The organism is Ewingella allii, from assembly GCF_044430645.1.
Classification (GTDB): domain Bacteria; phylum Pseudomonadota; class Gammaproteobacteria; order Enterobacterales; family Enterobacteriaceae; genus Ewingella; species Ewingella allii.
On sequence record NZ_JAWUDN010000005.1, the window covers coordinates 111,358 to 131,899 of the forward strand.

Here is a 20,542-nt window from a genome sequence, read left to right on the forward strand (position 1 = left end):
GAATTCATGAGGATTTCCTCTTACGCAGCAATCCAATCACGCCCTGCGGCAGGAACAGCGTCACCAGAATAAACATGCCACCGAGGATAAATTGCCAATACTCGGGAATCGCCACGGTGAACCAGCTTTTCGCGCCGTTGACGATCCCCGCGCCGAGAATTGGGCCGATCAGCGTGCCGCGCCCGCCGAGGGCCACCCAGATTGCAGCTTCGATTGAGTTGGTCGGCGACATCTCGCTTGGGTTGATAATGCCCACTTGCGGCACGTACAGCGCCCCGGCGATGCCACACAGCATGGCGGAAACCGTCCAGACGAACAGCTTGAAGCCCTTCGGGTCATAGCCGCAGAAGATCAATCGGTTTTCGGCGTCGCGCACGGCGGTTAGCACCCGGCCATATTTGCTGCGCGCCAGGGCGAAACCCAGTGCCAGACTGGCGGCGAGTACGATAACGGTCATCAAAAATAGGCCGATGCGCGTGCCGGTTGCCGTGACCTGAAAGCCGAGCAGGGTAGTGAAACCGGTGAAGCCGTTGTTGCCGCCGAACCCGGTTTCATTGCGAAAGAACAGCAGCATGCCCGCGTAGGTCAGCGCCTGCGTCATGATCGAGAAGTAGACGCCTTTGATTTTCGAGCGAAAAGCGAAGTAGCCGAAGACAAATGCCAGCGCGCCCGGCACTAATACAATCAAGCACAGCGCCCAGGCAAAATGCTGGGTTCCGGCCCAAAACCACGGCAGCTCGCTCCACGAGAGGAATGACATAAAGTCCGGCAGGCCGCTGCCCGCCGCCTGACGCATCAGGTACATGCCCATGGCGTAGCCGCCGAGGGCGAAAAACAGGCCGTGGCCGAGGGAGAGCAAACCGGCATAGCCCCACACCAGATCGAGGGCGATCGCGACGATCGCGTAACACAGGATCTTGCCGACCAGCGTCAGCGTGTAGGTGGAGACCGCCAGCGGGTTAGTCGCTGGCAGTAATGCCAGAAAAGGCATGATAATCAGCGCAATAAACACCAGCGCGCCAATCGTCAGGGCGGCTTTCGGCGCTTTTTGTGCGCCAGTAACAGTGAGCGGTTGATTCATCAGTCGATCACCCTGCCTTTAAAGGCGAAGAGTCCCTGTGGACGTTTTTGAATAAACAGAATAATCAGCGCGAGGATCAGGATTTTCCCCAGAACCGCACCGATCTCCGGCTCAAGAATTTTGTTCACAATGCCCAGACCAAAGGCGGCCACCACCGTGCCTGCCAATTGGCCCACGCCGCCGAGCACCACCACTAAGAATGAGTCGATGATGTAGCCCTGACCCAGCTCCGGGCCGACGTTACTCAGCTGCGACAGCGCCACGCCGCCCAGCCCGGCAATGCCGGAGCCGAGGCCGAAGGCCAGCATATCTACGCGGCCCGTGGGCACGCCGCAGCAGGCCGCCATGGCGCGGTTTTGCGTCACGGCGCGCACATTCATCCCCAGACGGGTTTTGTTCAGCAGCAGCCAGGTCAGGGCCAGCACCAGCAGCACGAAGATGATCACCGCGATGCGGTTATACGGCAGCACCAGATTCGGCAGCAGCTGGATACCGCCCGACAGCCAGCCGGGGTTGGCGACTTCGACGTTTTGCGCGCCAAAGAGTACCCGCACCGCCTGAATCAAAATCAGGCTGATACCCCAGGTAGCCAGCAGGGTTTCCAGCGGGCGACCGTATAAATGGCGGATCACCGTGCGCTCCAGCGCCATGCCAATTCCAGCAGTAATAAAGAAGGCCACCGGCAGCGCGACCAGGGGGTAGAGCGCCAGCAGGCCCGGCGCGTAGTGCTCAAACAGCGACTGAACCATATAAGTGGAGTAGGAGCCGAGCATCAGCATTTCGCCATGGGCCATGTTGATCACCCCCAGCAGGCCGTAGGTTATCGCCAGACCCAGCGCCGCCAGCAGCAAAATCGAGCCGAGCGACAGGCCGGTAAACGCCTGACCAATCAGGTCGCCGATCAGCAAACGGTGCTCAACGGCTTTCAGGCTGGCCTGCGCGGCTTTGCGCACATTGGCGTCGGCTTCGGTTTTCGGGTCAGTCAGCGCCTGAAGGCGACCCTGCGTGTCTGGGTCCCCTGAAGCGCCCAGCAGCTCGACGGCTTTCAGCCGCACCTGCGGGTTAGCATCGGCGAGCTGCAAATTCGCCAGCGCGATATTCAGGGCATCATGCACAGCAGGGTCTTTTTCCAGCGCCAGACGATGGGTCAGCAGCGGCAGCTGGTCCGCCTGCGCCTCGCGCTGCAAGGATTTGGCCGCCTGTAGCCGCACATTGTTGTCAGTGCTGACCAGACGATGCGCCGACAGCGCGTTGGCAATCAAAATGCGTAAACGGTTGTTGAGCCAAACCTTTTTGCTGTCGCCCTGCGGCTTGGCATCGCCATCTAGCGGGGTCAGCGCGTCGCCCTGTTGCACAAAGGCGTGTTTGGCGTCGTCGATCACCACATTTTCCTGCTTCAGCCCCTCCAGCAGTGGTAAACGCTCCGGCTGCGGGTCGGCGGCCCACTGCTGTAATAACGTGGCTTGCTGGCTGCGATTGGCCGCCGCAAAGTCATTGGCCGCCCCGGCCTGAGCCAGCAGCGGCAGGCAACAAAGCAGGAAAAGCAGTGTCCTGAGGTTAAATAAAAGTGTCGTCATGGTGTTTTCCCGTTGCCCAAAGTTATCGCTAGCATGCTCCCTCGCCTTTTTAAGCAGAGGACAGAGGTGAGGTTTATCACTTCGGATGGAAACCACCCCTCATCCCAGCCTTCTCCCCGTGAAGGGAGAAGGAGCAATCAAATCAATTAGTGCTTTTCACCGGGGTGTCAGGCTTTTTGTCGTTACCGGCGATATACGGGCTCCACGGCTGGGCGCGGATAGGTTTGTCGGTCTGCCATACCACGTTGAACTGGCCGTTGGACTCAATCTCGCCAATCATCACCGGCTTGTGCAGATGGTGGTTGGTGGCGTCCATGGTCAGCGTGAAGCCAGATGGCGCGGCGAAGGTCTGCCCGGCCATGGCGGCGCGGACTTTATCGACATCCGTCGTCCCGGCCTTTTCCACCGCCTGCGCCCACATATGGATACCCACGTAGGTGGCTTCCATCGGGTCATTAGTGACGGCGGTATCGGCGTTCGGCAGCTTGTGAGCCTTGGCGTAAGCCTTCCACTCGGCGACGAATTTCTTGTTCACCGGGTTATCCACGGATTCGAAGTAGTTCCACGCGGCGAGGTCGCCGACCAGCGGCTTGGTGTCGATACCGCGCAGCTCTTCTTCCCCCACGGAGAAGGCGACAACCGGCACGTCGGTGGCTTTAACGCCCTGATTTGCCAACTCTTTGTAGAACGGCACGTTGGAGTCGCCGTTGATGGTGGAGATCACCGCAGTTTTGCCCCCAGCGGAGAATTTCTTAATGTCGGAGACGATAGTCTGGTAATCGCTGTAGCCGAACGGCGTATAGACTTCCTGAATATCGCTGTCTTTCACCCCTTTCGAGTGCAGGAAGGCGCGCAGGATTTTGTTGGTGGTGCGTGGGTAAACATAGTCAGTGCCCAGCAGGAAGAAGCGTTTGGCACCGCCGCCATCTTCGCTCATCAGGTATTCCACCGCCGGAATAGCCTGCTGGTTTGGTGCTGCGCCGGTGTAGAACACGTTTGGCGACATCTCTTCACCTTCATACTGCACCGGGTAGAACAGCAGGCCGTTCAGCTCTTCGAACACCGGCAACACTGATTTACGCGATACCGATGTCCAACAGCCGAACACCGCCGCCACCTTGTCCTGCGTCAGCAGTTGGCGGGCTTTTTCGGCAAACAGCGGCCAGTTGGAGGCCGGGTCGACCACCACCGGTTCGAGCTTTTTACCCAGCACGCCGCCGTGGGCGTTGATGTCGTCAATGGTCATTAGCGCCACGTCTTTCAGCGGCGTTTCAGAAATCGCCATGGTGCCGGAGAGCGAGTGCATGATCCCAACCTTGATGGTGTCGGCGGCCTGCGCGCCCCAGGCCAGACCCATGCTGACCACAGTCGCAGAGAGAGCAAAAGCTTTAATAAAATGTCGACGATGCATAGTAAAACCCCTGTTAGTTATTGGTTTAAGTCGAAAAATTTTTATAAAAGTCCTGATGGGTTGCCCTCATCATTTCGAGCCTGATGCAGCATGTGCAGCGTGATTTTGCGTACCTCGGCCTTACTGCCCGAGATATGGTCGTGAAGTTGGCGCTGAGCCTCCTCGGTTTGCTGGTGCAAGATGGCGAGCAGGATGCTCGCGTGTTCGTGATACGTGGCATCAATGCGCGAGCCTTTGGTGAAATCGAGGCGGCGGATGATGCGGATTTTCTCCGTCAGGTCGCGGTGAATGCGTGCCATTTCGGCATTGCCCGCCGCCTCGACCAGCGTCATGTGGAAAGCCTCGTCATAGCGCGAAACTTCCTGCCCGTCCTCGAGGCGTGGCGCGTCCACCCAGAACGCTTTTAGCTGGCCGAGTTGCACCGGCTGCAAGGCCGCGGGCATGGCGCACAGGCGTTTCACCGCCTCCAGCTCCAGCACGATGCGCAGGTCGTAAAGCTGCTCGAAATAGTCGAAGTCGAACGGCCTGACCTGCCAGCCGCTGCGGAAAAACACCTCGACATAGCCTTCGCGCTCCAGCCAAAACAGCGCCTGACGCACCGGCGTGCGGCTGGTCTCCATGCGGTCTGCAACATCGTTCTCACTGAACCTGTCGCCCGGCAGCAGGCGAAAGTTGAAAATGTCGTCTTTCAGCTGCAAATAAATACGCTCGGCCAGCCCTTCCGGGCGGATTTTGGTGCGCTTTTTATCCGCAGCGTTACGTGAATCAGTCAGTTGCATCTTGGCTCCTACTCTTCAGGGCTTAGGCCGATTGCGCCACGTCGAGCCACAGCAGTGCGTCGCCGGGGCCGACCGGACGGCCTTGCTGACAGCTGATTTTGCTTACCCGGCCCGCGCAAGGGGCGTAGACCGACAGCTCCATTTTCATCGCTTCAACTACGATCAGCGCCTGACCCTCTTCCACCTGCTGGCCCGGCTCGACCAGAATCTTCCACACGTTGCCATTCAGGTCGGCGCTCACCAGATGGCCGTCCTGTTCGCTTTGGTCTTCAACCACTTGTACCGCGTTGGCGGCGGCTTCCACGGCGGCACTCTCCTGCGCGGCCCAGTGGGCGACTTCGGCGGTGAAGGCGGCGGACTGGCGCGAACGGAAGTCGGCGATATCCGCCGCGTTGTCCGTCAGGAACTGGGTGTACTGGGCGAAATCAAACTCGGTTTCTTCAATCCGCACCTGCGCACGGCCTTCGCGGAAGGCGTCGCGCTGGGCGTCCAGTTCTTCTTCGGTCACTTCATAGAAACGCACCTGATCGAAGAAGTGCAGCAGCCACGGCTCGCCGTTTTTGAACTGGGCGTTCTTCAGATACTTGTTCCAAATCGGCAGGGTGCGGCCCACCAACTGGTAGCCCCCCGGCGAGTCCATGCCGTAGATGCACATGTACATGCCTCCAATGCCGACGGTGCCTTCGGCGGTGTAAGTGCGCGCTGGGTTATATTTCGAACTCAGCAGGCGATGGCGCGGATCGACAGGCACGGCGCACGGCGCGCCGAGGTAGACATCTCCCAGCCCGAGGATCAGGTAGCTGGCGTCGAAGATGATGTCTTTCACTTCCTGACGGCTCGCCAGCCCGTTGGTGCGCTGGATAAAGTCGACGTTGTTCGGCAGCCACGGCGCTTCAGCGCGCACGGTTTGCTGGTAGCGCTCCACCGCGCCAAGGGTGGCGGAGTCTTCGAACGCCATCGGCATATGCACGATGCGGGTAGGGATTTTCAGCTGGCTGACGTCGGCCAAGTCGTGTTCCAGCGTCAACAGGTGCTGTAGCAGGCGCGACTGGTGAATCACCCGGCTGTCATAGCGAATTTGCAGCGAGCGTACCCCCGGCGACAGCTCCTCAATGCCCGGCTCGGCGGCTTCGCGAATGGCCTTCATCAGCAGATAAAGGCGCAGGCGCAGAGCCAAATCCAGCACGTTGTCGCCGTACTCGATCAGAATGTAGCCGTCACCGGCCTGACGATATTGCACCGACGGGCGCTCGGCGCTGGCTGGAAGTTCAGCCAGCACGGTGGCGGACGCGGTGGTGTCAGGCAGCAGTGAAGGCGTCGCCAGCGCCATGGCCTCGACCGGCATTAATGAGTCAATGGTGCCCTGCTGGGCCAGCTCCAGCGCCTGCGCCTGCTCGAAGCTGATGGGGTGGAAGCGGATTTTATCCCCCGGTTTCACCTGACCGACTTTCCACAGCTCGGCTTTGGCGATGGTCACCGGGCAGACGAAACCGCCGAGGCTCGGCCCGTCGCGGGTCAAAATCACCGGGAAGTCGCCGGTAAAGTTGATCGCGCCAATGGCGTATTCGCAGTCATGGACGTTGGACGGGTGCAGCCCCGCTTCGCCGCCGTCCAGCCGCGCCCACTGCGGCTTTGGCCCGGTCAGACGCACGCCGAGGCGGTTGGAGTTGTAATGCACTTGCCACTCGGCCTCGAAAAAGGCGTCGATGGACTCTTTGGTGAAGAAGTCCGGCGCGCCGTGCGGCCCGTAAAGCACGCCAATATTCCAAATATTGCCGTAAGTCGGCACCACGTGCGGCGCGGCGGCCTGCGGTAAATCTACCGGCGCGGGAGTGGTGCAGGCCTCAAGCTCAGGCTGGGAAACGGTGAGCATATCGGCGACGCGCAGCGTGCGGCCCGCGTGACCGCCAAACTGTCCGAGGGCGAAGGTCGAGCGGCTGCCGAGGTAGACCGGCACGTCGAAGCCGTTGCGCACCGCCAGATAGGTGCGGCAGCCCTGAGTGGCGCGGCCAAGGGTTAGCGTCTGCCCGGCTTTGACCTGCACCGGCTGCCAATAGCCCAGGGGTTCGCCATCAAGGTCTGCCGGGCAGAGTGCGCCGGTCAACGCGATAGTGGCGTCGCAGTGGAAACGCAGGGTCGGACCTTGCAGGGTGAATTCCAGCCCGGCGGCGTCGAGGTGGTTGCCCACGATGCGGTTAGCCAGACGGAAGGCAAAATCGTCCATCGGGCCGGACGGCGGCACGCCGATATCCCAATAGCCGAGGCGGCCGGGGTAATCCTGAATGCTGCTGTAGGTGCCGGGCGCAATCACTTCGACGGCGTGCGGCGCGTACTCGAAGCTGTCGAGCATCCGCGTCCACATCTCGCCCTGATGGAACACCGGCGTGGCGACCACCTGGCGCAGATAATCAATGTTGCTGCTGATGCCGTGCAGGCGGGTGGCGGCCAGCGCGCGGGACATCTTCTCAAGAGCCTCTTGGCGGTCTTTGCCGTGAACGATAAGCTTGGCGATCATCGGGTCATAAAATGCTGAAACTTCACTGCCGGTAGAGACCCAGCCGTCGACGCGCACGTCGTCAGGGAACACCACTTCCGTCAGCACGCCGGGGCTTGGCTGGAAGTTTTTCAGCGGATCTTCGGCATAAATACGCACTTCCATCGAGGCGCCCTGCGGGGCTTTTTCCATCGCGGCCCAGTCCAGCGGCTGGTCGGCGGCCACGCGCAGCATGCACTCAATCAGGTCCAGCCCGGTGACCATTTCTGTGACCGGATGCTCAACTTGCAGGCGGGTGTTCACTTCGAGGAAGTAAAATTCGTTGCGCGCCGGGTCGAAAATAAACTCGACGGTGCCCGCGCTGCGATAGCTGACCGACTCCCCGAGCTGCACGGCGGCGCGGTGCAAGGCTTCGCGCGTGGCCTGCGGCAGATTGGGCGCTGGCGTCTCCTCAACCACTTTTTGGTTGCGGCGTTGCAGCGAACAGTCACGCTCGCCGAGGGCCACCACGCGGCCCTTGCCGTCGCCAAAAATTTGCACTTCTATATGGCGCGCGCGATCCACAAAGCGTTCTAAAAACACCCCCGCGTCGCGGAAGAAGTGCTCGCCGAGGCGTTTTACGCTGTCCCACGCGGCGCGCAGAGCGGCTTCGTCGTCACAGCGAGTCAGGCCGATACCGCCGCCGCCCGCGGTGCTTTTCAACATAATCGGGTAGCCAATTTCCGCCGCCGCGCTCACTGCTTCTTCAATGCTGTCCAGCAAACCGGTGCCCGGCGTCATTGGCACATTGGCGGCCCCCGCCAGCTCGCGCGCCCGGTGTTTAAGGCCAAACTCGCGGATTTGCGCCGCGCTCGGGCCAATAAAGGCAATGCCCGCTGCCTCGCAGGCGTCGGCGAACTCGGCGCTTTCGGACAGGAAGCCGTAGCCCGGATAAATCGCCTGCGCGCCGGTCTCTTTGGCGGCGGCCAGAATCTTGTCGATCACCAAATAGCTGTCGCTGGCTTTCTCACCGCCCAGCGCAATGGCGATATCGGCGTCGGTGACGTGCGGCGCATTGCGATCGGCGTCGGAATAGACCGCCACGCTGGTCACGCCAAGGCGTTTAAGGGTGCGAATTGCGCGGCAGGCGATTTCACCGCGATTTGCCACTAGTACGGTAGTCAGCATTGTCGTGATCCTCAGGCGTGATTCAGGGAGGCGAGGTGGGAGATGTAGCTTCTCCAGCCGCCAAAATGGGTAATGTCGGTGGCGTCGGAAATCGCCCATGGCTCGCAGATAAAGCCTTTCACCGTGCGGCCGTCGGCCAGTTGCAGCGAGCCAATGCCAAGCGGGGCGGGGATCTCCGCCACGAACTCGCCAAAGCGCGCCAGCGGGATGTCCCACAGCTCGACTATGATGGCGCTGCCGCCCTCGGCTCGCACCAGGCCGGGTTTTGGCGGCTGGGTGTTGGCCAGCGCAAACAGCTTGTAGTTGGCGGCGGTGGTGGTCTGCTCGACCCGCACGGCTTTGCGCTGGGTGAGCTGGAAGTTCAGCGGCATGCCGGTCAGATGGGCACCCACCACGGCGACGCGCACGTGACCTTTACTGACCGGAATGGCGTGCATCAGCGCGTTGGCGCTCAGCTCGCGGCCGGTCGCGCCGAGCGTCAGGGAGAGGCTGCGCTGCCACTGGCGGCCAAAGGCGGCCAGCGCGTCGTCGTGCCACGCCGGGGCAATCAGCGTGATGCCGGACGGCAGGCCGTCGGCGCGAATGCTGGCAGGTAGCGCCAGTGCAGAGAGGTCCGCCAGATTGGTGAAGTTGGTATAGGTGCCGAACTGTGAGTTGTAACGCACCGGCTCCTGCGCCATCTCTTCCAGCGTGCGAATGGTCGGGGAAGTCGGCACGATCAGTGCGTCAAAACCTTCGAGCGCCAGATTGATTTTGCGCGCCAGCTCGGCCCGCAGATATTCAGCCCGCCATGCATCGCAGGCGCTGTAATTCAGGCCATTCGCCACAATGCCGCGCACCGTGGGGTCCATCACTTCTGGCGTTTCTTCAAAGATTTTGCCCACTGCCACCGTGCGCTCGGCCACCCACGCGCCGTAATAGAGCTGCTCCGCCAGTTCGCGGAACGGCGTGAAGTCGATAGGTACCAGCGTCACGCCGCTGGCCGACAGGCGCTCAAGGGCCTGGTCAAATTCAAACTCTGCCAGCGTGTCGCCGAAGAATTCCAGACTGTTCGGCACGGCGAAGCGCGGATGGGCCGACATGGCGGCTGGCGCGGCGTGCGGGTTGGCGCGCGAATAGGCGTCGGCGGCGTCATACCCGCCGGCGGCGTGCGCCACGGCTTGGGCATCTTCCACGGTGAGGGCGAAAACGGAGACGGCGTCGTTCAAACGGCAGGCCGGAACCACGCCTTTATTCGACAGCCAGCCTTTGGTCGGTTTCAGGCCCACAATATTGTTAAAACCGGCAGGTACGCGGCCAGAACCGGCGGTGTCCGTGCCTAAAGAGAACGCGACCAGCCCGCGTGCCAGCACCGAGGCCGAGCCGGAGCTTGAGCCGCCGCTGACGTAATCCGGGTTGAACGTGTTGCGCACCGCCCCGCGCGGAGAGCGAGTGCCCACCAGGCCGGTGGCGAATTGGTCGAGGTTAGTTTTACCGACCACGATCGCCCCTTTGGCGCGCAGATTGGCGACCACGGTGGCGTCGTCTTGGGCGACGTAGGTGAATTCAGGGCATGCGGCGCTGGTGGGCCAACCGCCGACGTCGATGTTGTCTTTAACCGCGAAAGGCACGCCAAACAGCGGCAGGGAAGCCAGCGAGCCATTGGCGTCGCGTCGCAGCTGCTCCAGATGAGCAAATTGTGCCTCGAGCTGGGCGGGCGTCGCCAGATAGAGCCAGGCGGTGTCTTGCGGGTTCAGGCTGGCTACAACCATTGACAGCGAAGTGCGCAAACTGTCCGGTGCAGAAAGGTAGTGCCGTTGCCAGTCAGATAACGTGAAGGCATGAAAAGGGGGTGTTACCGAGCTTTTGCTGTCGTTCATTGGTTGAATTCCATCTGGTACACAAGATTGAATTCAACAAAGCAAAGGCTGTGCCATATTTTTAATTTTTGATTTTAAAAGGTTTTATGAGATTTTTGTTCCCCGCTGCGCAAATGTTGCACCAACGTTGCAATGCAACTGACCGAAAATGGCGCGGGAATTTTGCGAGTTGCCACGCACAAAATAGATAAAATTGGCTTCCTATTCTATGCGATGTATAGATAATTGCATAAATGATTTATTGTTGATTACAGGAAAGTGAGCTGACCTATGGCACAAGAGATGATCGACCACGCATTACTTACCCGTTTGAACGAGGCGGGCGTAGTGAGTCAGGTAAGTGTGATAGCCCAACATGGAGGATGGACAGTAATGATTAAATATGGCGCAAGTCAGGCGACCCTTATGGCCCAACGCAGTGGTAAGGTGCGCGTTTTCAAACGGTTTGAGACGCTCGCCGCCTACTTAAAAGAGTTCGGTATCAATCGCTTTGAAGTGGATATTACCGACTTTGACCCCGCAAACGGTGGAGGAGTAACCCGCCCGGATCGTTCCGAAGCCCTCAAACGCGCCCACGAGGCAGCGGCTCTTGATGCTTGGCTCCGCGAGCAGGTCCAGGAATCACTTGATGACCCACGGCCCAACGTTGCTCATGAAGACGTCAAAGCTTACTTCGCAGCCCGTAAAGCGGTGCTGAATAAAAAAGAGAGTGAATAAACGTTAAGGAAAACTATGCAACTGGTATGGAAACCAATGGCACTCGAGGACCGTGAACGCATTTTTGACTGGTTATCAGCCCAGAATGTGCAGGCTGCGATAGCGCTTGATGATGAGTTTGACCTCTTTGCCGAGCGGGTCTGTATCGACCCGCTAATTTATAGAGAGAGTAGAGTCGCGGGTTTACGTGAGGCAGTGATTCGGCCAAATTACATTATGATTTATCAGATACGGGGCGTTGAACTTCATATCGTTAGAATCATTCACACTGCCCAGCGCTGGCCCTAGGGAATACTGACTTCATGCACTTTCGAAAATTGTCGCGGCGTTTGAAAAGAGCGCTATTTGCCCTGTTGCTGGTGGCGCTAACTCTGTTTGGCGTCCGTGCTTATGACTCCCTTCAAGGAGCACCGCTGGAGCCGTGGCATCGTTTAGTGCCGGATGAACTGACCGAGGTGCAGCTTGATAAAAGCACCTGGGCGGATTATCTCAAGGCAGAACAGCGCGCATTTGAAGAGGTAAAACAGCAGGTTACGGATAAGCTGGAACCTGAAGATCGCATTCCTTTGAATCGCTATTACAACCGTAGCCCGATTTATCCCGAGCATTTTGCCACTGACTGGAATCGGTCTTACGAGCTGATGCCCGAGGGGAAGCCCCGAGGCGCAGTGGTGCTGCTGCATGGCCTGACCGACTCGCCTTATAGCCTGCGGCACATCGCTCAGGATTATCAGCGGCGCGGTTTCGTGGCGGTGGGCATTCGTCTGCCGGGGCATGGCACCGTGCCGGGTGGGCTGACCAATGTTGATTGGCCGCAGTGGCTAGCCGCGACAAGGCTCGCCGTGCGCGAAGCCCGCCGCGCAGCGGGTCCCGATGTCCCGCTGCAAATGGTCGGTTTCTCTAACGGCGGGGCGCTGGCGGTGAAGTACACGCTGGACGCGCTGGATGATGCATCGCTTGAGCGGCCTGCGCGTTTAGTGCTTATCTCGCCGATGATCGGCGTCACTAGCTTTGCGCGCTTTGCCGGTATCGCGGGCTGGCCGGCGATTTTCCCCGCCTTTGCCAAAACGGCGTGGTTAAATATTTTGCCGGAGTTCAATCCATTCAAATACAACTCATTTCCGGTGAACGGCGCGCGACAGTCTTATCTGTTGACCCGTGCCTTGCAAAAGCAGGTCGGCGCCGATGCTAAATCAGACAAACTGGCGCAACTGCCGCCGATTCTGGCTTTCCAGTCCGTGCTGGATTCCACCGTCAGCACTCGCGCGGTGGTCACGCACCTGTTTAATCTGTTACCCGCCAATGGCAGCCAGCTGGTGCTCATTGATATCAACCGCAATGCCTATGTCGGGCCGTTGTTGCGTACGTCCAGTGAAACGGCCATTGAGCGGCTGTTGCCCGCCGGGCCGCGACACTATCAAACCACGGTTATCACCAATGCATCGCCAGAACAGGCAGCGACGGTGGCACAAATCACCGAGGCGGGGCAGACTCAAACAATCACTACGCCGCTCGGCATCGATTATCCTGCGGAGTTTTATTCCCTATCCCACGTGGCGCTGCCTTTCCCGCTGGACGACTCGCTGTACGGGCGAAATCCGCAGGGCGCACCACAATACGGTATTCACCTTGGGCGCTTAGCCGCGCGAGGTGAAAGCGGGGCGCTGGTGGTCAGCATGGATCAGTTAATGCGCGTGTCATCCAACCCCTTCTACCCCTACATGCTGCAAAGAATCGCGCAGTGAAAGGTGGATATTGTCATGCAATTGAATATGCGTGAAAGAAAATGCTTGCGATAAAATCGCGCACTATATATATTGAGGCCCATGAAGACGAAAACTGAATCACCAATATCGACCAATGCTCTGCTCCATCTGGATCAACAGATGTGTTTTGCACTGTATTCCGCGAATCTGGCACTGCATAAAGTCTACCGTAAGCTGCTGGGTGAGCTTGATCTGACCTATCCGCAATATCTGGTGATGCTGGTGCTGTGGCAGCGTGATGACGTGATCGTATCGGAAATTGGGGAAAAGCTGTTCCTTGATTCCGCGACCCTGACGCCGCTGTTAAAGCGTTTGGAAACTGCCGGTCTGCTGGTTCGTAATCGGGCTAAAACCGATGAGCGTCAGGTGATTATTACCCTGACCGATGCCGGCAAAGCGCTGAAAGAAAAAGCAAAAGGTATCCCGGAGGCGATTATGTGCGCCACTGAATGTGATATCGATGAAATGTCAGCCTTGAAGGGCCAGCTTGAGTCCCTGCGTGAAAGGCTGAAAGATAAGTCCTGATTGCTGAATATCAGGCAGCGAGAAATTCTTTGTCGTCAGCAGACAAGTCCGGAGTAGAGCTTCGAGTTTGTCTGCGAATGATTAACAAGTCGTGCGCTATTAAATAGCGATATTAATTCTTACCCTAAACCCAACCTGTCTTAAAGGAATGAAATATGTCTATCGAAAAAGTAATGTACCGCGCTCATGTCTCTTCCACCGGTGGTCGTGATGGCCGTGCGGTTTCTGACGACGGCCTGCTGGATGTCAAACTGGGCCTGCCGAAAGAGATGGGGGGATTGGGTGGTGCAACGAACCCTGAGCAGCTGTTTGGCGCGGGTTATTCAGCCTGTTTCCTCGGTGCTCTGAAAGCCGTTGGCGCGAAAGAAAAAGTGAAAATCCCTGCCGACGCTAAAATCGAAGCGACCGTGGGTATTGGTGAAATCCCTGGTGGCTATGGCTTAGAAGTGCAGCTGGATATCACTCTGCCAGGTATCGAACGCAGCGAAGCCGAAGCTCTGGTTGAGAAAGCGCACCATGTCTGCCCTTACTCTAATGCCACTCGCGGCAACATTGATGTCACTCTGAACGTAAAATAAAATAATGGCATCAGTGGAAACCTATTAGTCACGCGTTTGCCACACCAGGTTTACCCACAAAGGAGGCTTCGGCCTCCTTTTCTCGTTTGGGGCTTCGCCTAATGCAGATCATTCTGGAAATCCTAGCCAAATCTCGTTTCTGACCAATATGGGTGAACCACCGGCCAACAAACATGTCACAATGATTCAGAATCTTTCTAAAACTGTCTGGAAAACCACATTACATGAATAGAGTGAAGACTCTATCGCAGCAAAATCTCTCCTTCTTGTTAGCGATTTACATCGGCATTTTCCTCAATGTCTCCGTGTTTTACCGCCGCTTTGCACCGATGGCCCATAACCTCAATCTGACTGAAGTGGTTCAAGCCTTCACAGAAGTGGTTGCCATCGTGCTGTTCACCTTCTTCTTGCTGCGCCTGTTATCACTGGGCGGGCGCCTGTTTTTCCGCATCATTGCCAGCTTTTTGCTGCTGATATCGGTGGCCGCCAGCTACTACATGGTGATGTTCAACGTCGTCATTGGCTACGGCATTATTGCCTCGGTCATGACCACCGACATTGACTTGAGTAAAGAAGTGATTGGCTGGTATTTCTTCTTGTGGATGGCCGTTGTCAGCATCATTCCTTTGATACTTATTTGGAAAAATGACCTGCGGCTAACGCTGATTGAGCAGATGAAAACGCCGGGTCAGCGCCTGATCCCGCTGGCTATTTTGCTCGCCGTGGTGGCGCTAGTATGGCTGCCGCTGCGCATGCTGGATCGCCAGCAGAGTTTGAATGAAAAACTGACCAACATTGACTTGCCGAGCTACGGCGGCGTGGTCGCGCACTCTTATTTACCCTCTAACTGGCTGGCTGCGCTGGGGCTTTTTGCCTATACGCAGGTGGATGAAAGCAATGACGCCAGTAACTTGTTAGACCCAGCTAAAAAGTTTACCTACATTCCGCCGGCGGGCATTGATGACACTTATGTCGTGTTTATCATCGGCGAGACCACCCGCTGGGACCACATGGGCATCCTCGGCTACGAGCGCGATACCACTCCTCGTTTGTCGCAAGAAGAGAATCTGGTGGCGTTTCGCGGCACCTCGTGCGACACCGCCACTAAGCTCTCGCTGCGCTGTATGTTCGTGCGGGAAGGCGGGGCAGAAGATAATCCACAGCGAACCTTGAAAGAGAAGAATGTGTTTTCAGTGCTTAAGTCACTGGGCTTTAGCTCTGAACTGTTTGCGATGCAAAGTGAGGTGTGGTTCTACAACAACACCAATACTGACAATTACTCTTTCCGCGAAATTATCGCCTCGGAAAAGCGCAATGACGGCAAGCCGGTAGATGACATGCTGCTGGTGAACGAATTGCAGGAGTCGGTGAAAAACCATCCGCAGGGCAAACACTTAGTCATTCTGCACACCAAAGGTTCGCACTATCAGTATTCGCAGCGCTATCCGCGCAGCTTTGCGCGCTACACGCCCGAGTGCATGGGCGTAGATCGCTCCTGTTCAAAGGCGCAGCTAATTAACGCCTTTGATAATAGCGTGCTGTATACCGACACTTTCATCGGCAACGTAATTGACTCGCTGCGCGATAAAAAGGCCGTGGTGTTCTATGCCGCCGACCACGGCGAGTCGATTGATGAGAATTCCCACCTGCACGGCACGCCGCGCCAAATGGCTCCTGACGAGCAATTCCGCGTACCTATGATTGCCTGGGCGTCCGACAGCTTCCTCGCCCAGCCGGACCATCAGGAAGCTTTCGACAGGTTAAAAGCCCAGCAGCGCGTGGGGGGTAAAAAACGCCACGAGGAGTTATTCGACTCAATTCTGGGTTGTCTGGGATATACCTCGCCCGACGGTGGCATCAATCCCGCCAATAATTGGTGTGCTAAACCTCAGTCTGCTGACCGTATTTAAGGCTGAAAATGCCGGTTCCGCTGAATTTCTAAGCAGTCAGCAGAGTTGTCATAAAAAGGCGTTGACGCTCTGAATCAGCAGCAGTAACATGCGGCCCAATTCGGCGAGTAGCGCAGCTTGGTAGCGCAACTGGTTTGGGACCAGTGGGTCGGAGGTTCGAATCCTCTCTCGCCGACCAATTTAAGAAACCTGCTTTTTAAAGCAGGTTTTTTTTCGCCCAAATTTTATGCCGGCGGACTTAAAGCGATATCATTTGGTTTTTGGTTCCATTTCAGGCGTTTCAGGGTGTTTCTACCAACTTCCTTCCAAAGACAAATAAGTTAATTTCCCCCTCTGCACCAAAATAGAGCGAAGGCCCTATTTTGGCGTCCATCTGCACCCTTTTCTGGCGCGTTCGCGGCGAATGATCTCATCCGTCCTCAGCATTTTCCGCTGGCTTATGGCCCGATCACACCAATAACCGTTCATATAATCATCATTTGGCAAGAAATTTTTTTCGAAAGAAAACGGGGTAAAGCGCTGAGATGATTCTATTAGGTAGGTGAATGTGTTGACTTTCTGCCATATAGCTGAACTTTCATCCTGCATATGTTAAAGAAAGGTTTTTTTATGTTTGTTTGCTGTTACTCACAGTCTTTGTAAATGCCTATTGGTTATATTGACGTCATCCATCAGAGTTGCCAAATTGATAGCCCGAAGTAAGACCAGAAGATTTTTCCGGTAATTTTTTGTAACGCTAAGTTTACGAGTTTTGCCTGAGAAAACGCCTCCTCGGCGTTCCTCCCTTTTTCTGGAAAGACTTTCCGCAGCGAATTGGGCAACACAGCCTCCCGTCTATAAAAAATAAAGGGGGCGTGAGCTGCAAATACAACACACACATCCACATCACCATTAATAGATGGAGCACAAGCGATGAAAATCTCCTTGGGTAAAGCAGGGCTACTGAAATTCAGTATGGGCCTGATAGCGCTGACCGTGGCCGCCAGCGTCCAAGCCAAAACTTTAGTTTATTGTTCTGAAGGCTCGCCTGAAGGCTTTAACCCACAGCTGTTCACCTCTGGTACGACTTACGATGCCAGCTCCGTGCCTATCTACAACCGTTTGGTAGAGTTCAAAATTGGTACCACTGAATTGCAGCCTGGTCTGGCTGAGAAGTGGGACATCTCCCCAGATGGCAAAACTTACACCTTCCACCTGCGCAAAGGCGTGAAGTGGCAAGACAGCAAAGATTTCAAACCGACTCGCGACTTCAACGCGGATGACGTGGTTTACTCCTTTGAGCGTCAGTTAGACAAAAACAACCCATACCACGGCGTTTCTGGCGGCAGCTACGAATACTTCGAAGGTATGGGCATGCCTGACCTGATCAACAAAATCGTTAAAGTTGACGACTACACCGTTCAGTTCGTGTTGAACCGCCCTGAAGCGCCATTCTTGGCTGACCTGGGTATGGACTTCGCGTCAATCCTGTCTGGCGAATATGCGGCTAACATGCTGAAAGCCGGTACGCCGGAGAAAGTTGACCTGAACCCAATCGGTACTGGTCCATTCCAGCTGCTGCAATACCAGAAAGACTCCCGCATTCTGTACAAAGCCTTCCCAGGCTACTGGGGCACCAAGCCGCAGATCGACCGTTTAGTCTTCTCCATCACGCCTGACGCTTCTGTGCGTTATGCCAAATTGCAGAAAAACGAATGCCAGGTTATGCCGTTCCCTAACCCAGCTGACATCGCGGCAATGAAGAAAGACAAAACCATCAACCTGATGCAACAACCGGGTCTGAACGTGGGTTATGTCTCCTTCAACGTTGAGAAAAAACCGCTGGATGACGTGAAAGTGCGCCAAGCACTGACCATGGCTGTGAACAAACAAGCCATCATCGACGCGGTTTATCAGGGTGCTGGCTCTGCGGCTAAAAACCTGATCCCACCAACAATGTGGGGCTACAACAAAGACATCGTTGATTACCCATACGATCCAGTTAAAGCCAAAGAGCTGCTGAAAGAATCTGGCCACGCTGACGGCTTCACCATCGACCTGTGGGCAATGCCTGTTCAGCGTCCATACAACCCGAACGCTCGCCGCATGGCTGAGATGATTCAGGCTGACTGGGCGAAAGTGGGCGTGAAAGCCAACATCGTGACTTACGAGTGGGGCGAGTATCTGAAACGCGCCAAAGCGGGTGAGCATCAGGCAGTGATGATGGGCTGGACCGGCGACAATGGGGATCCAGACAACTTCTTCGCCACCCTGTTCAGCTGTGCAGCGGCGAAAGATGGCTCTAACTACTCTCGCTGGTGCTACAAGCCGTTTGAAGACCTGATTCAGCCAGCTCGTGCTGAATCCGATCACGCCAAACGTGCTGCGCTGTACCAACAGGCTCAGGTTGTGATGCATGACCAGGCGCCTGCGCTGATCGTGGCTCACTCCACCGTTTATGAGCCAGTGCGCAAAGAAGTCAAAGGCTATGTGGTAGATCCACTGGGCAAGCACCACTTCGAAAACGTTTCTGTGGAGTAAAGCTTACTGAATGACCCGGGAACCGCGTTGTGCGGTGCTCGCAATCTTCGCCTACCTAATGGTATGTCTTGATTGCTGCGCTCCTCCGCCTTGTTCGCGGGCCATTCACTACAGCCTTGAGTCCATTAGTAAAGAAATAAATGTGAGCTAACAATAAGCCCGGCGAGCTACGGTTCTCCGGGCATTTTATACAAGAGAGTACGGGATATGTTTCAGTTCATACTCCGACGTCTGGGGTTAGTTATCCCAACGTTTATCGGCATCACTTTGCTGACTTTTGCCTTCGTGCACATGATTCCAGGCGACCCGGTGACCATCATGGCCGGAGAACGCGGTATTTCTGCTGAGCGCCACGCACAGCTGATGGCCGAAATGGGCCTCGACAAGCCGCTGTATCAACAATACTTCAACTATGTGATAGGGGTGCTGCACGGCGACCTTGGCGTCTCGTTAAAAAGCCGCGTCCCTGTTTGGCAGGAGTTCGTGCCACGCTTCAAAGCCACGCTGGAATTAGGCATTTGCGCCATGATTTTCGCGGTGATCGTCGGTATACCCGTGGGGGTATTGGCGGCGGTGAAGCGCGGCTCCATCTTTGACCACACCGCCGTAGGTATCTCATTGACGGGATACTCAATGCCTATCTTCTGGTGGGGCATCATGCTGGTGATGCTAGTCTCGGTGCATCTTAATCTCACGCCCGTGTCGGGGCGAATAAGCGACACCGTGTTCCTTGATGACAGCCAGCCGCTGACCGGCTTTATGCTGATCGACTCCTTAATCTGGGGCGAGCCGGGTGACTTCAAAGACGCCGTGATGCACATGATCCTGCCTGCCATCGTGCTCGGGACTATCCCGCTGGCGGTTATCGTGCGTATGACCCGCTCTTCCATGCTGGAAGTGCTGGGCGAAGACTACATCCGCACCGCGCGTGCCAAAGGCGTGAGCCGTATGCGCGTCATCGTGGTCCACGCACTGCGCAATGCGCTGTTGCCCGTCGTGACCATCATTGGTTTGCAGGTCGGTACGCTGCTTGGCGGCGCCATCCTGACGGAAACCATCTTCTCTTGGCCAGGACTCGGCCGCTGGTTGATTGATGCATTACAACGCCGCGACTATCCGGTCGTGCAGGGCGGTGTCTTGCTGGTCGCCATTCTGATTATCGTGGTTAACCTGCTGGTAGACGTGCTCTACGGCGTGGTCAATCCGCGTATTCGCCACAGAAAATAAGGGGCTCACTATGTCTCAAGTTATAGAGCCCGTTGCTAACGAAATAGTGACGGCAGCACCGACGCCGATGCCGCCAATGCGCGAATTCTGGCACTACTTTAAGCGCAACAAAGGGGCCGTGACGGGCCTGGTTTACATCATTATCATGCTGGTTATCGCCATTGGCGCTAACGTGATTGCACCCCACGGCCCGGCCGAACAGTTCCGTGACGCGCTGCTGCGCCCGCCGGTCTGGCAGGAAGGCGGAAGCTGGAAGTTCCTGTTAGGTACCGACGACGTGGGTCGCGACATCTTGTCTCGCCTGATGTACGGCGCGCGCCTGTCGCTGCTGGTGGGCTGTCTGGTGGTAGTGCTGTCTCTGATCCTCGGCGTGATTTTTGGCCTGTTCGCCGGTTACTACGGCGGCGTGGTTGACGCTACCATCATGCGTATCGTTGACATCATGCTGGCGCTGCCAAGCCTGCTGTTAGCACTGGTACTGGTGGCGATTTTCGGCCCGTCGATAGTCAACGCCTCGCTGGCTCTGACCTTCGTCGCCCTGCCGCACTATGTGCGTTTGACCCGCGCTGCGGTGTTGGTCGAAGTGAACCGTGATTACGTGACGGCTTCTCGCGTGGCGGGTGCAGGTTCCGCGCGCCAGATGTTTGTGAACATTTTACCTAACTGCTTAGCGCCGCTGATTGTTCAGGCCTCGCTCGGCTTCTCCAACGCCATTCTGGATATGGCGGCTCTCGGCTTCCTCGGCATGGGCGCACAGCCGCCAACGCCTGAGTGGGGCACTATGCTGTCCGACGTATTGCAGTTTGCTCAGAGCGCGTGGTGGGTGGTGACCTTCCCGGGCGTGATCATTCTGTTGACGGTACTGGCATTTAACCTGATGGGTGACGGTCTGCGCGACGCCCTTGACCCTAAACTCAAGCAGTAAGGGACG

The 20,542-nt window shown here is 56.9% G+C and carries 15 protein-coding genes and 1 tRNA gene; 10 read left to right on the top strand and 6 right to left on the bottom strand.

The features are described from left to right. Nucleotides 1-4: 4 nt before the first annotated feature. The 6 genes from urtC to atzF all read right to left on the bottom strand — a co-directional run bounded on the left by urtC (nucleotide 5) and on the right by atzF (nucleotide 10,368). Nucleotides 5-1,081, bottom strand: a complete 1,077-nt coding sequence (gene urtC, locus SBO83_RS12945; RefSeq protein ID WP_396131783.1) for an urea ABC transporter permease subunit UrtC — start codon at nucleotides 1,079-1,081, stop codon at nucleotides 5-7. Continuing rightward, complete coding sequence (urtB, locus tag SBO83_RS12950; protein ID WP_396131784.1) at nucleotides 1,081-2,658, bottom strand: urea ABC transporter permease subunit UrtB; 1,578 nt, start codon at nucleotides 2,656-2,658, stop codon at nucleotides 1,081-1,083. Before urtB ends, urtC begins: the two co-directional genes overlap by 1 nt. A gap of 142 nt (nucleotides 2,659-2,800) precedes the next feature. Further along, nucleotides 2,801-4,069, bottom strand: coding sequence for an urea ABC transporter substrate-binding protein (gene urtA, locus SBO83_RS12955; RefSeq protein ID WP_353503711.1), 1,269 nt, complete (start codon nucleotides 4,067-4,069; stop codon nucleotides 2,801-2,803). A gap of 41 nt (nucleotides 4,070-4,110) precedes the next feature. Then, a complete protein-coding gene (locus SBO83_RS12960) occupies nucleotides 4,111-4,848 on the bottom strand; it encodes an FCD domain-containing protein (RefSeq protein WP_396131785.1) in 738 nt (245 codons plus the stop codon). Between the two features lie 22 nt (nucleotides 4,849-4,870). Further along, nucleotides 4,871-8,509 (bottom strand): urea carboxylase, encoded by a 3,639-nt coding sequence (uca, locus tag SBO83_RS12965; protein WP_396131786.1) that lies wholly within the window; start codon nucleotides 8,507-8,509, stop codon nucleotides 4,871-4,873. Between the two features lie 11 nt (nucleotides 8,510-8,520). Next, nucleotides 8,521-10,368: an allophanate hydrolase gene (atzF, locus tag SBO83_RS12970; RefSeq protein ID WP_396131787.1), complete on the bottom strand. Its 1,848-nt coding sequence runs from the start codon at nucleotides 10,366-10,368 to the stop codon at nucleotides 8,521-8,523. Nucleotides 10,369-10,638: 270 nt separating this feature from the next. On the opposite strand from atzF, the gene SBO83_RS12975 reads away from it, so the two are divergent. From SBO83_RS12975 to dppC, 10 genes are all read left to right on the top strand, one after another. After that, nucleotides 10,639-11,085, top strand: a complete 447-nt coding sequence (locus SBO83_RS12975) for an antitoxin PaaA2 family protein (RefSeq protein ID WP_396131788.1) — start codon at nucleotides 10,639-10,641, stop codon at nucleotides 11,083-11,085. A 15-nt stretch (nucleotides 11,086-11,100) separates the two neighbouring features. Further along, nucleotides 11,101-11,373: a type II toxin-antitoxin system mRNA interferase toxin, RelE/StbE family gene (locus SBO83_RS12980; protein ID WP_396131789.1), complete on the top strand. Its 273-nt coding sequence runs from the start codon at nucleotides 11,101-11,103 to the stop codon at nucleotides 11,371-11,373. A gap of 14 nt (nucleotides 11,374-11,387) precedes the next feature. Next, a complete protein-coding gene (locus SBO83_RS12985) occupies nucleotides 11,388-12,830 on the top strand; it encodes an alpha/beta fold hydrolase (RefSeq protein WP_396131790.1) in 1,443 nt (480 codons plus the stop codon). Nucleotides 12,831-12,911: 81 nt separating this feature from the next. Continuing rightward, the gene (locus SBO83_RS12990) at nucleotides 12,912-13,376 is read left to right on the top strand and encodes a MarR family winged helix-turn-helix transcriptional regulator (protein WP_353503703.1); all 465 of its coding nucleotides are present in this window, start codon (nucleotides 12,912-12,914) and stop codon (nucleotides 13,374-13,376) included. A 155-nt stretch (nucleotides 13,377-13,531) separates the two neighbouring features. Then, nucleotides 13,532-13,954, top strand: a complete 423-nt coding sequence (locus SBO83_RS12995) for an organic hydroperoxide resistance protein (RefSeq protein ID WP_034794086.1) — start codon at nucleotides 13,532-13,534, stop codon at nucleotides 13,952-13,954. A gap of 224 nt (nucleotides 13,955-14,178) precedes the next feature. Beyond that, the gene (eptB, locus tag SBO83_RS13000; RefSeq protein ID WP_396131791.1) at nucleotides 14,179-15,864 is read left to right on the top strand and encodes a kdo(2)-lipid A phosphoethanolamine 7''-transferase; all 1,686 of its coding nucleotides are present in this window, start codon (nucleotides 14,179-14,181) and stop codon (nucleotides 15,862-15,864) included. Between the two features lie 101 nt (nucleotides 15,865-15,965). After that, a tRNA-Pro gene (locus SBO83_RS13005) sits at nucleotides 15,966-16,042 on the top strand. Between the two features lie 734 nt (nucleotides 16,043-16,776). Next, the gene (gene dppA / locus SBO83_RS13010) at nucleotides 16,777-18,384 is read left to right on the top strand and encodes a dipeptide ABC transporter periplasmic-binding protein DppA (protein ID WP_034794072.1); all 1,608 of its coding nucleotides are present in this window, start codon (nucleotides 16,777-16,779) and stop codon (nucleotides 18,382-18,384) included. Between the two features lie 207 nt (nucleotides 18,385-18,591). Then, complete coding sequence (gene dppB, locus SBO83_RS13015; protein ID WP_396131792.1) at nucleotides 18,592-19,611, top strand: dipeptide ABC transporter permease DppB; 1,020 nt, start codon at nucleotides 18,592-18,594, stop codon at nucleotides 19,609-19,611. A 10-nt stretch (nucleotides 19,612-19,621) separates the two neighbouring features. After that, complete coding sequence (gene dppC / locus SBO83_RS13020) at nucleotides 19,622-20,536, top strand: dipeptide ABC transporter permease DppC (RefSeq protein ID WP_396131793.1); 915 nt, start codon at nucleotides 19,622-19,624, stop codon at nucleotides 20,534-20,536. The last annotated feature ends 6 nt before the right edge of the window (nucleotides 20,537-20,542 follow it).

Coding starts and splice junctions, on each gene's coding strand:
- uca (WP_396131786.1), bottom strand. CDS start 8,509: ATGCTGACTACCGTACTAGTGGCAAATCGCGGTGAAATCGCCTGCCGC.
- SBO83_RS12995 (WP_034794086.1), top strand. CDS start 13,532: ATGTCTATCGAAAAAGTAATGTACCGCGCTCATGTCTCTTCCACCGGT.
- urtB (WP_396131784.1), bottom strand. CDS start 2,658: ATGACGACACTTTTATTTAACCTCAGGACACTGCTTTTCCTGCTTTGT.
- dppA (WP_034794072.1), top strand. CDS start 16,777: ATGAAAATCTCCTTGGGTAAAGCAGGGCTACTGAAATTCAGTATGGGC.
- SBO83_RS12985 (WP_396131790.1), top strand. CDS start 11,388: ATGCACTTTCGAAAATTGTCGCGGCGTTTGAAAAGAGCGCTATTTGCC.
- atzF (WP_396131787.1), bottom strand. CDS start 10,368: ATGAACGACAGCAAAAGCTCGGTAACACCCCCTTTTCATGCCTTCACG.
- SBO83_RS12975 (WP_396131788.1), top strand. CDS start 10,639: ATGGCACAAGAGATGATCGACCACGCATTACTTACCCGTTTGAACGAG.
- SBO83_RS12990 (WP_353503703.1), top strand. CDS start 12,912: ATGAAGACGAAAACTGAATCACCAATATCGACCAATGCTCTGCTCCAT.
- SBO83_RS12980 (WP_396131789.1), top strand. CDS start 11,101: ATGCAACTGGTATGGAAACCAATGGCACTCGAGGACCGTGAACGCATT.
- dppB (WP_396131792.1), top strand. CDS start 18,592: ATGTTTCAGTTCATACTCCGACGTCTGGGGTTAGTTATCCCAACGTTT.
- urtA (WP_353503711.1), bottom strand. CDS start 4,069: ATGCATCGTCGACATTTTATTAAAGCTTTTGCTCTCTCTGCGACTGTG.
- dppC (WP_396131793.1), top strand. CDS start 19,622: ATGTCTCAAGTTATAGAGCCCGTTGCTAACGAAATAGTGACGGCAGCA.
- SBO83_RS12960 (WP_396131785.1), bottom strand. CDS start 4,848: ATGCAACTGACTGATTCACGTAACGCTGCGGATAAAAAGCGCACCAAA.
- urtC (WP_396131783.1), bottom strand. CDS start 1,081: ATGAATCAACCGCTCACTGTTACTGGCGCACAAAAAGCGCCGAAAGCC.
- eptB (WP_396131791.1), top strand. CDS start 14,179: ATGAATAGAGTGAAGACTCTATCGCAGCAAAATCTCTCCTTCTTGTTA.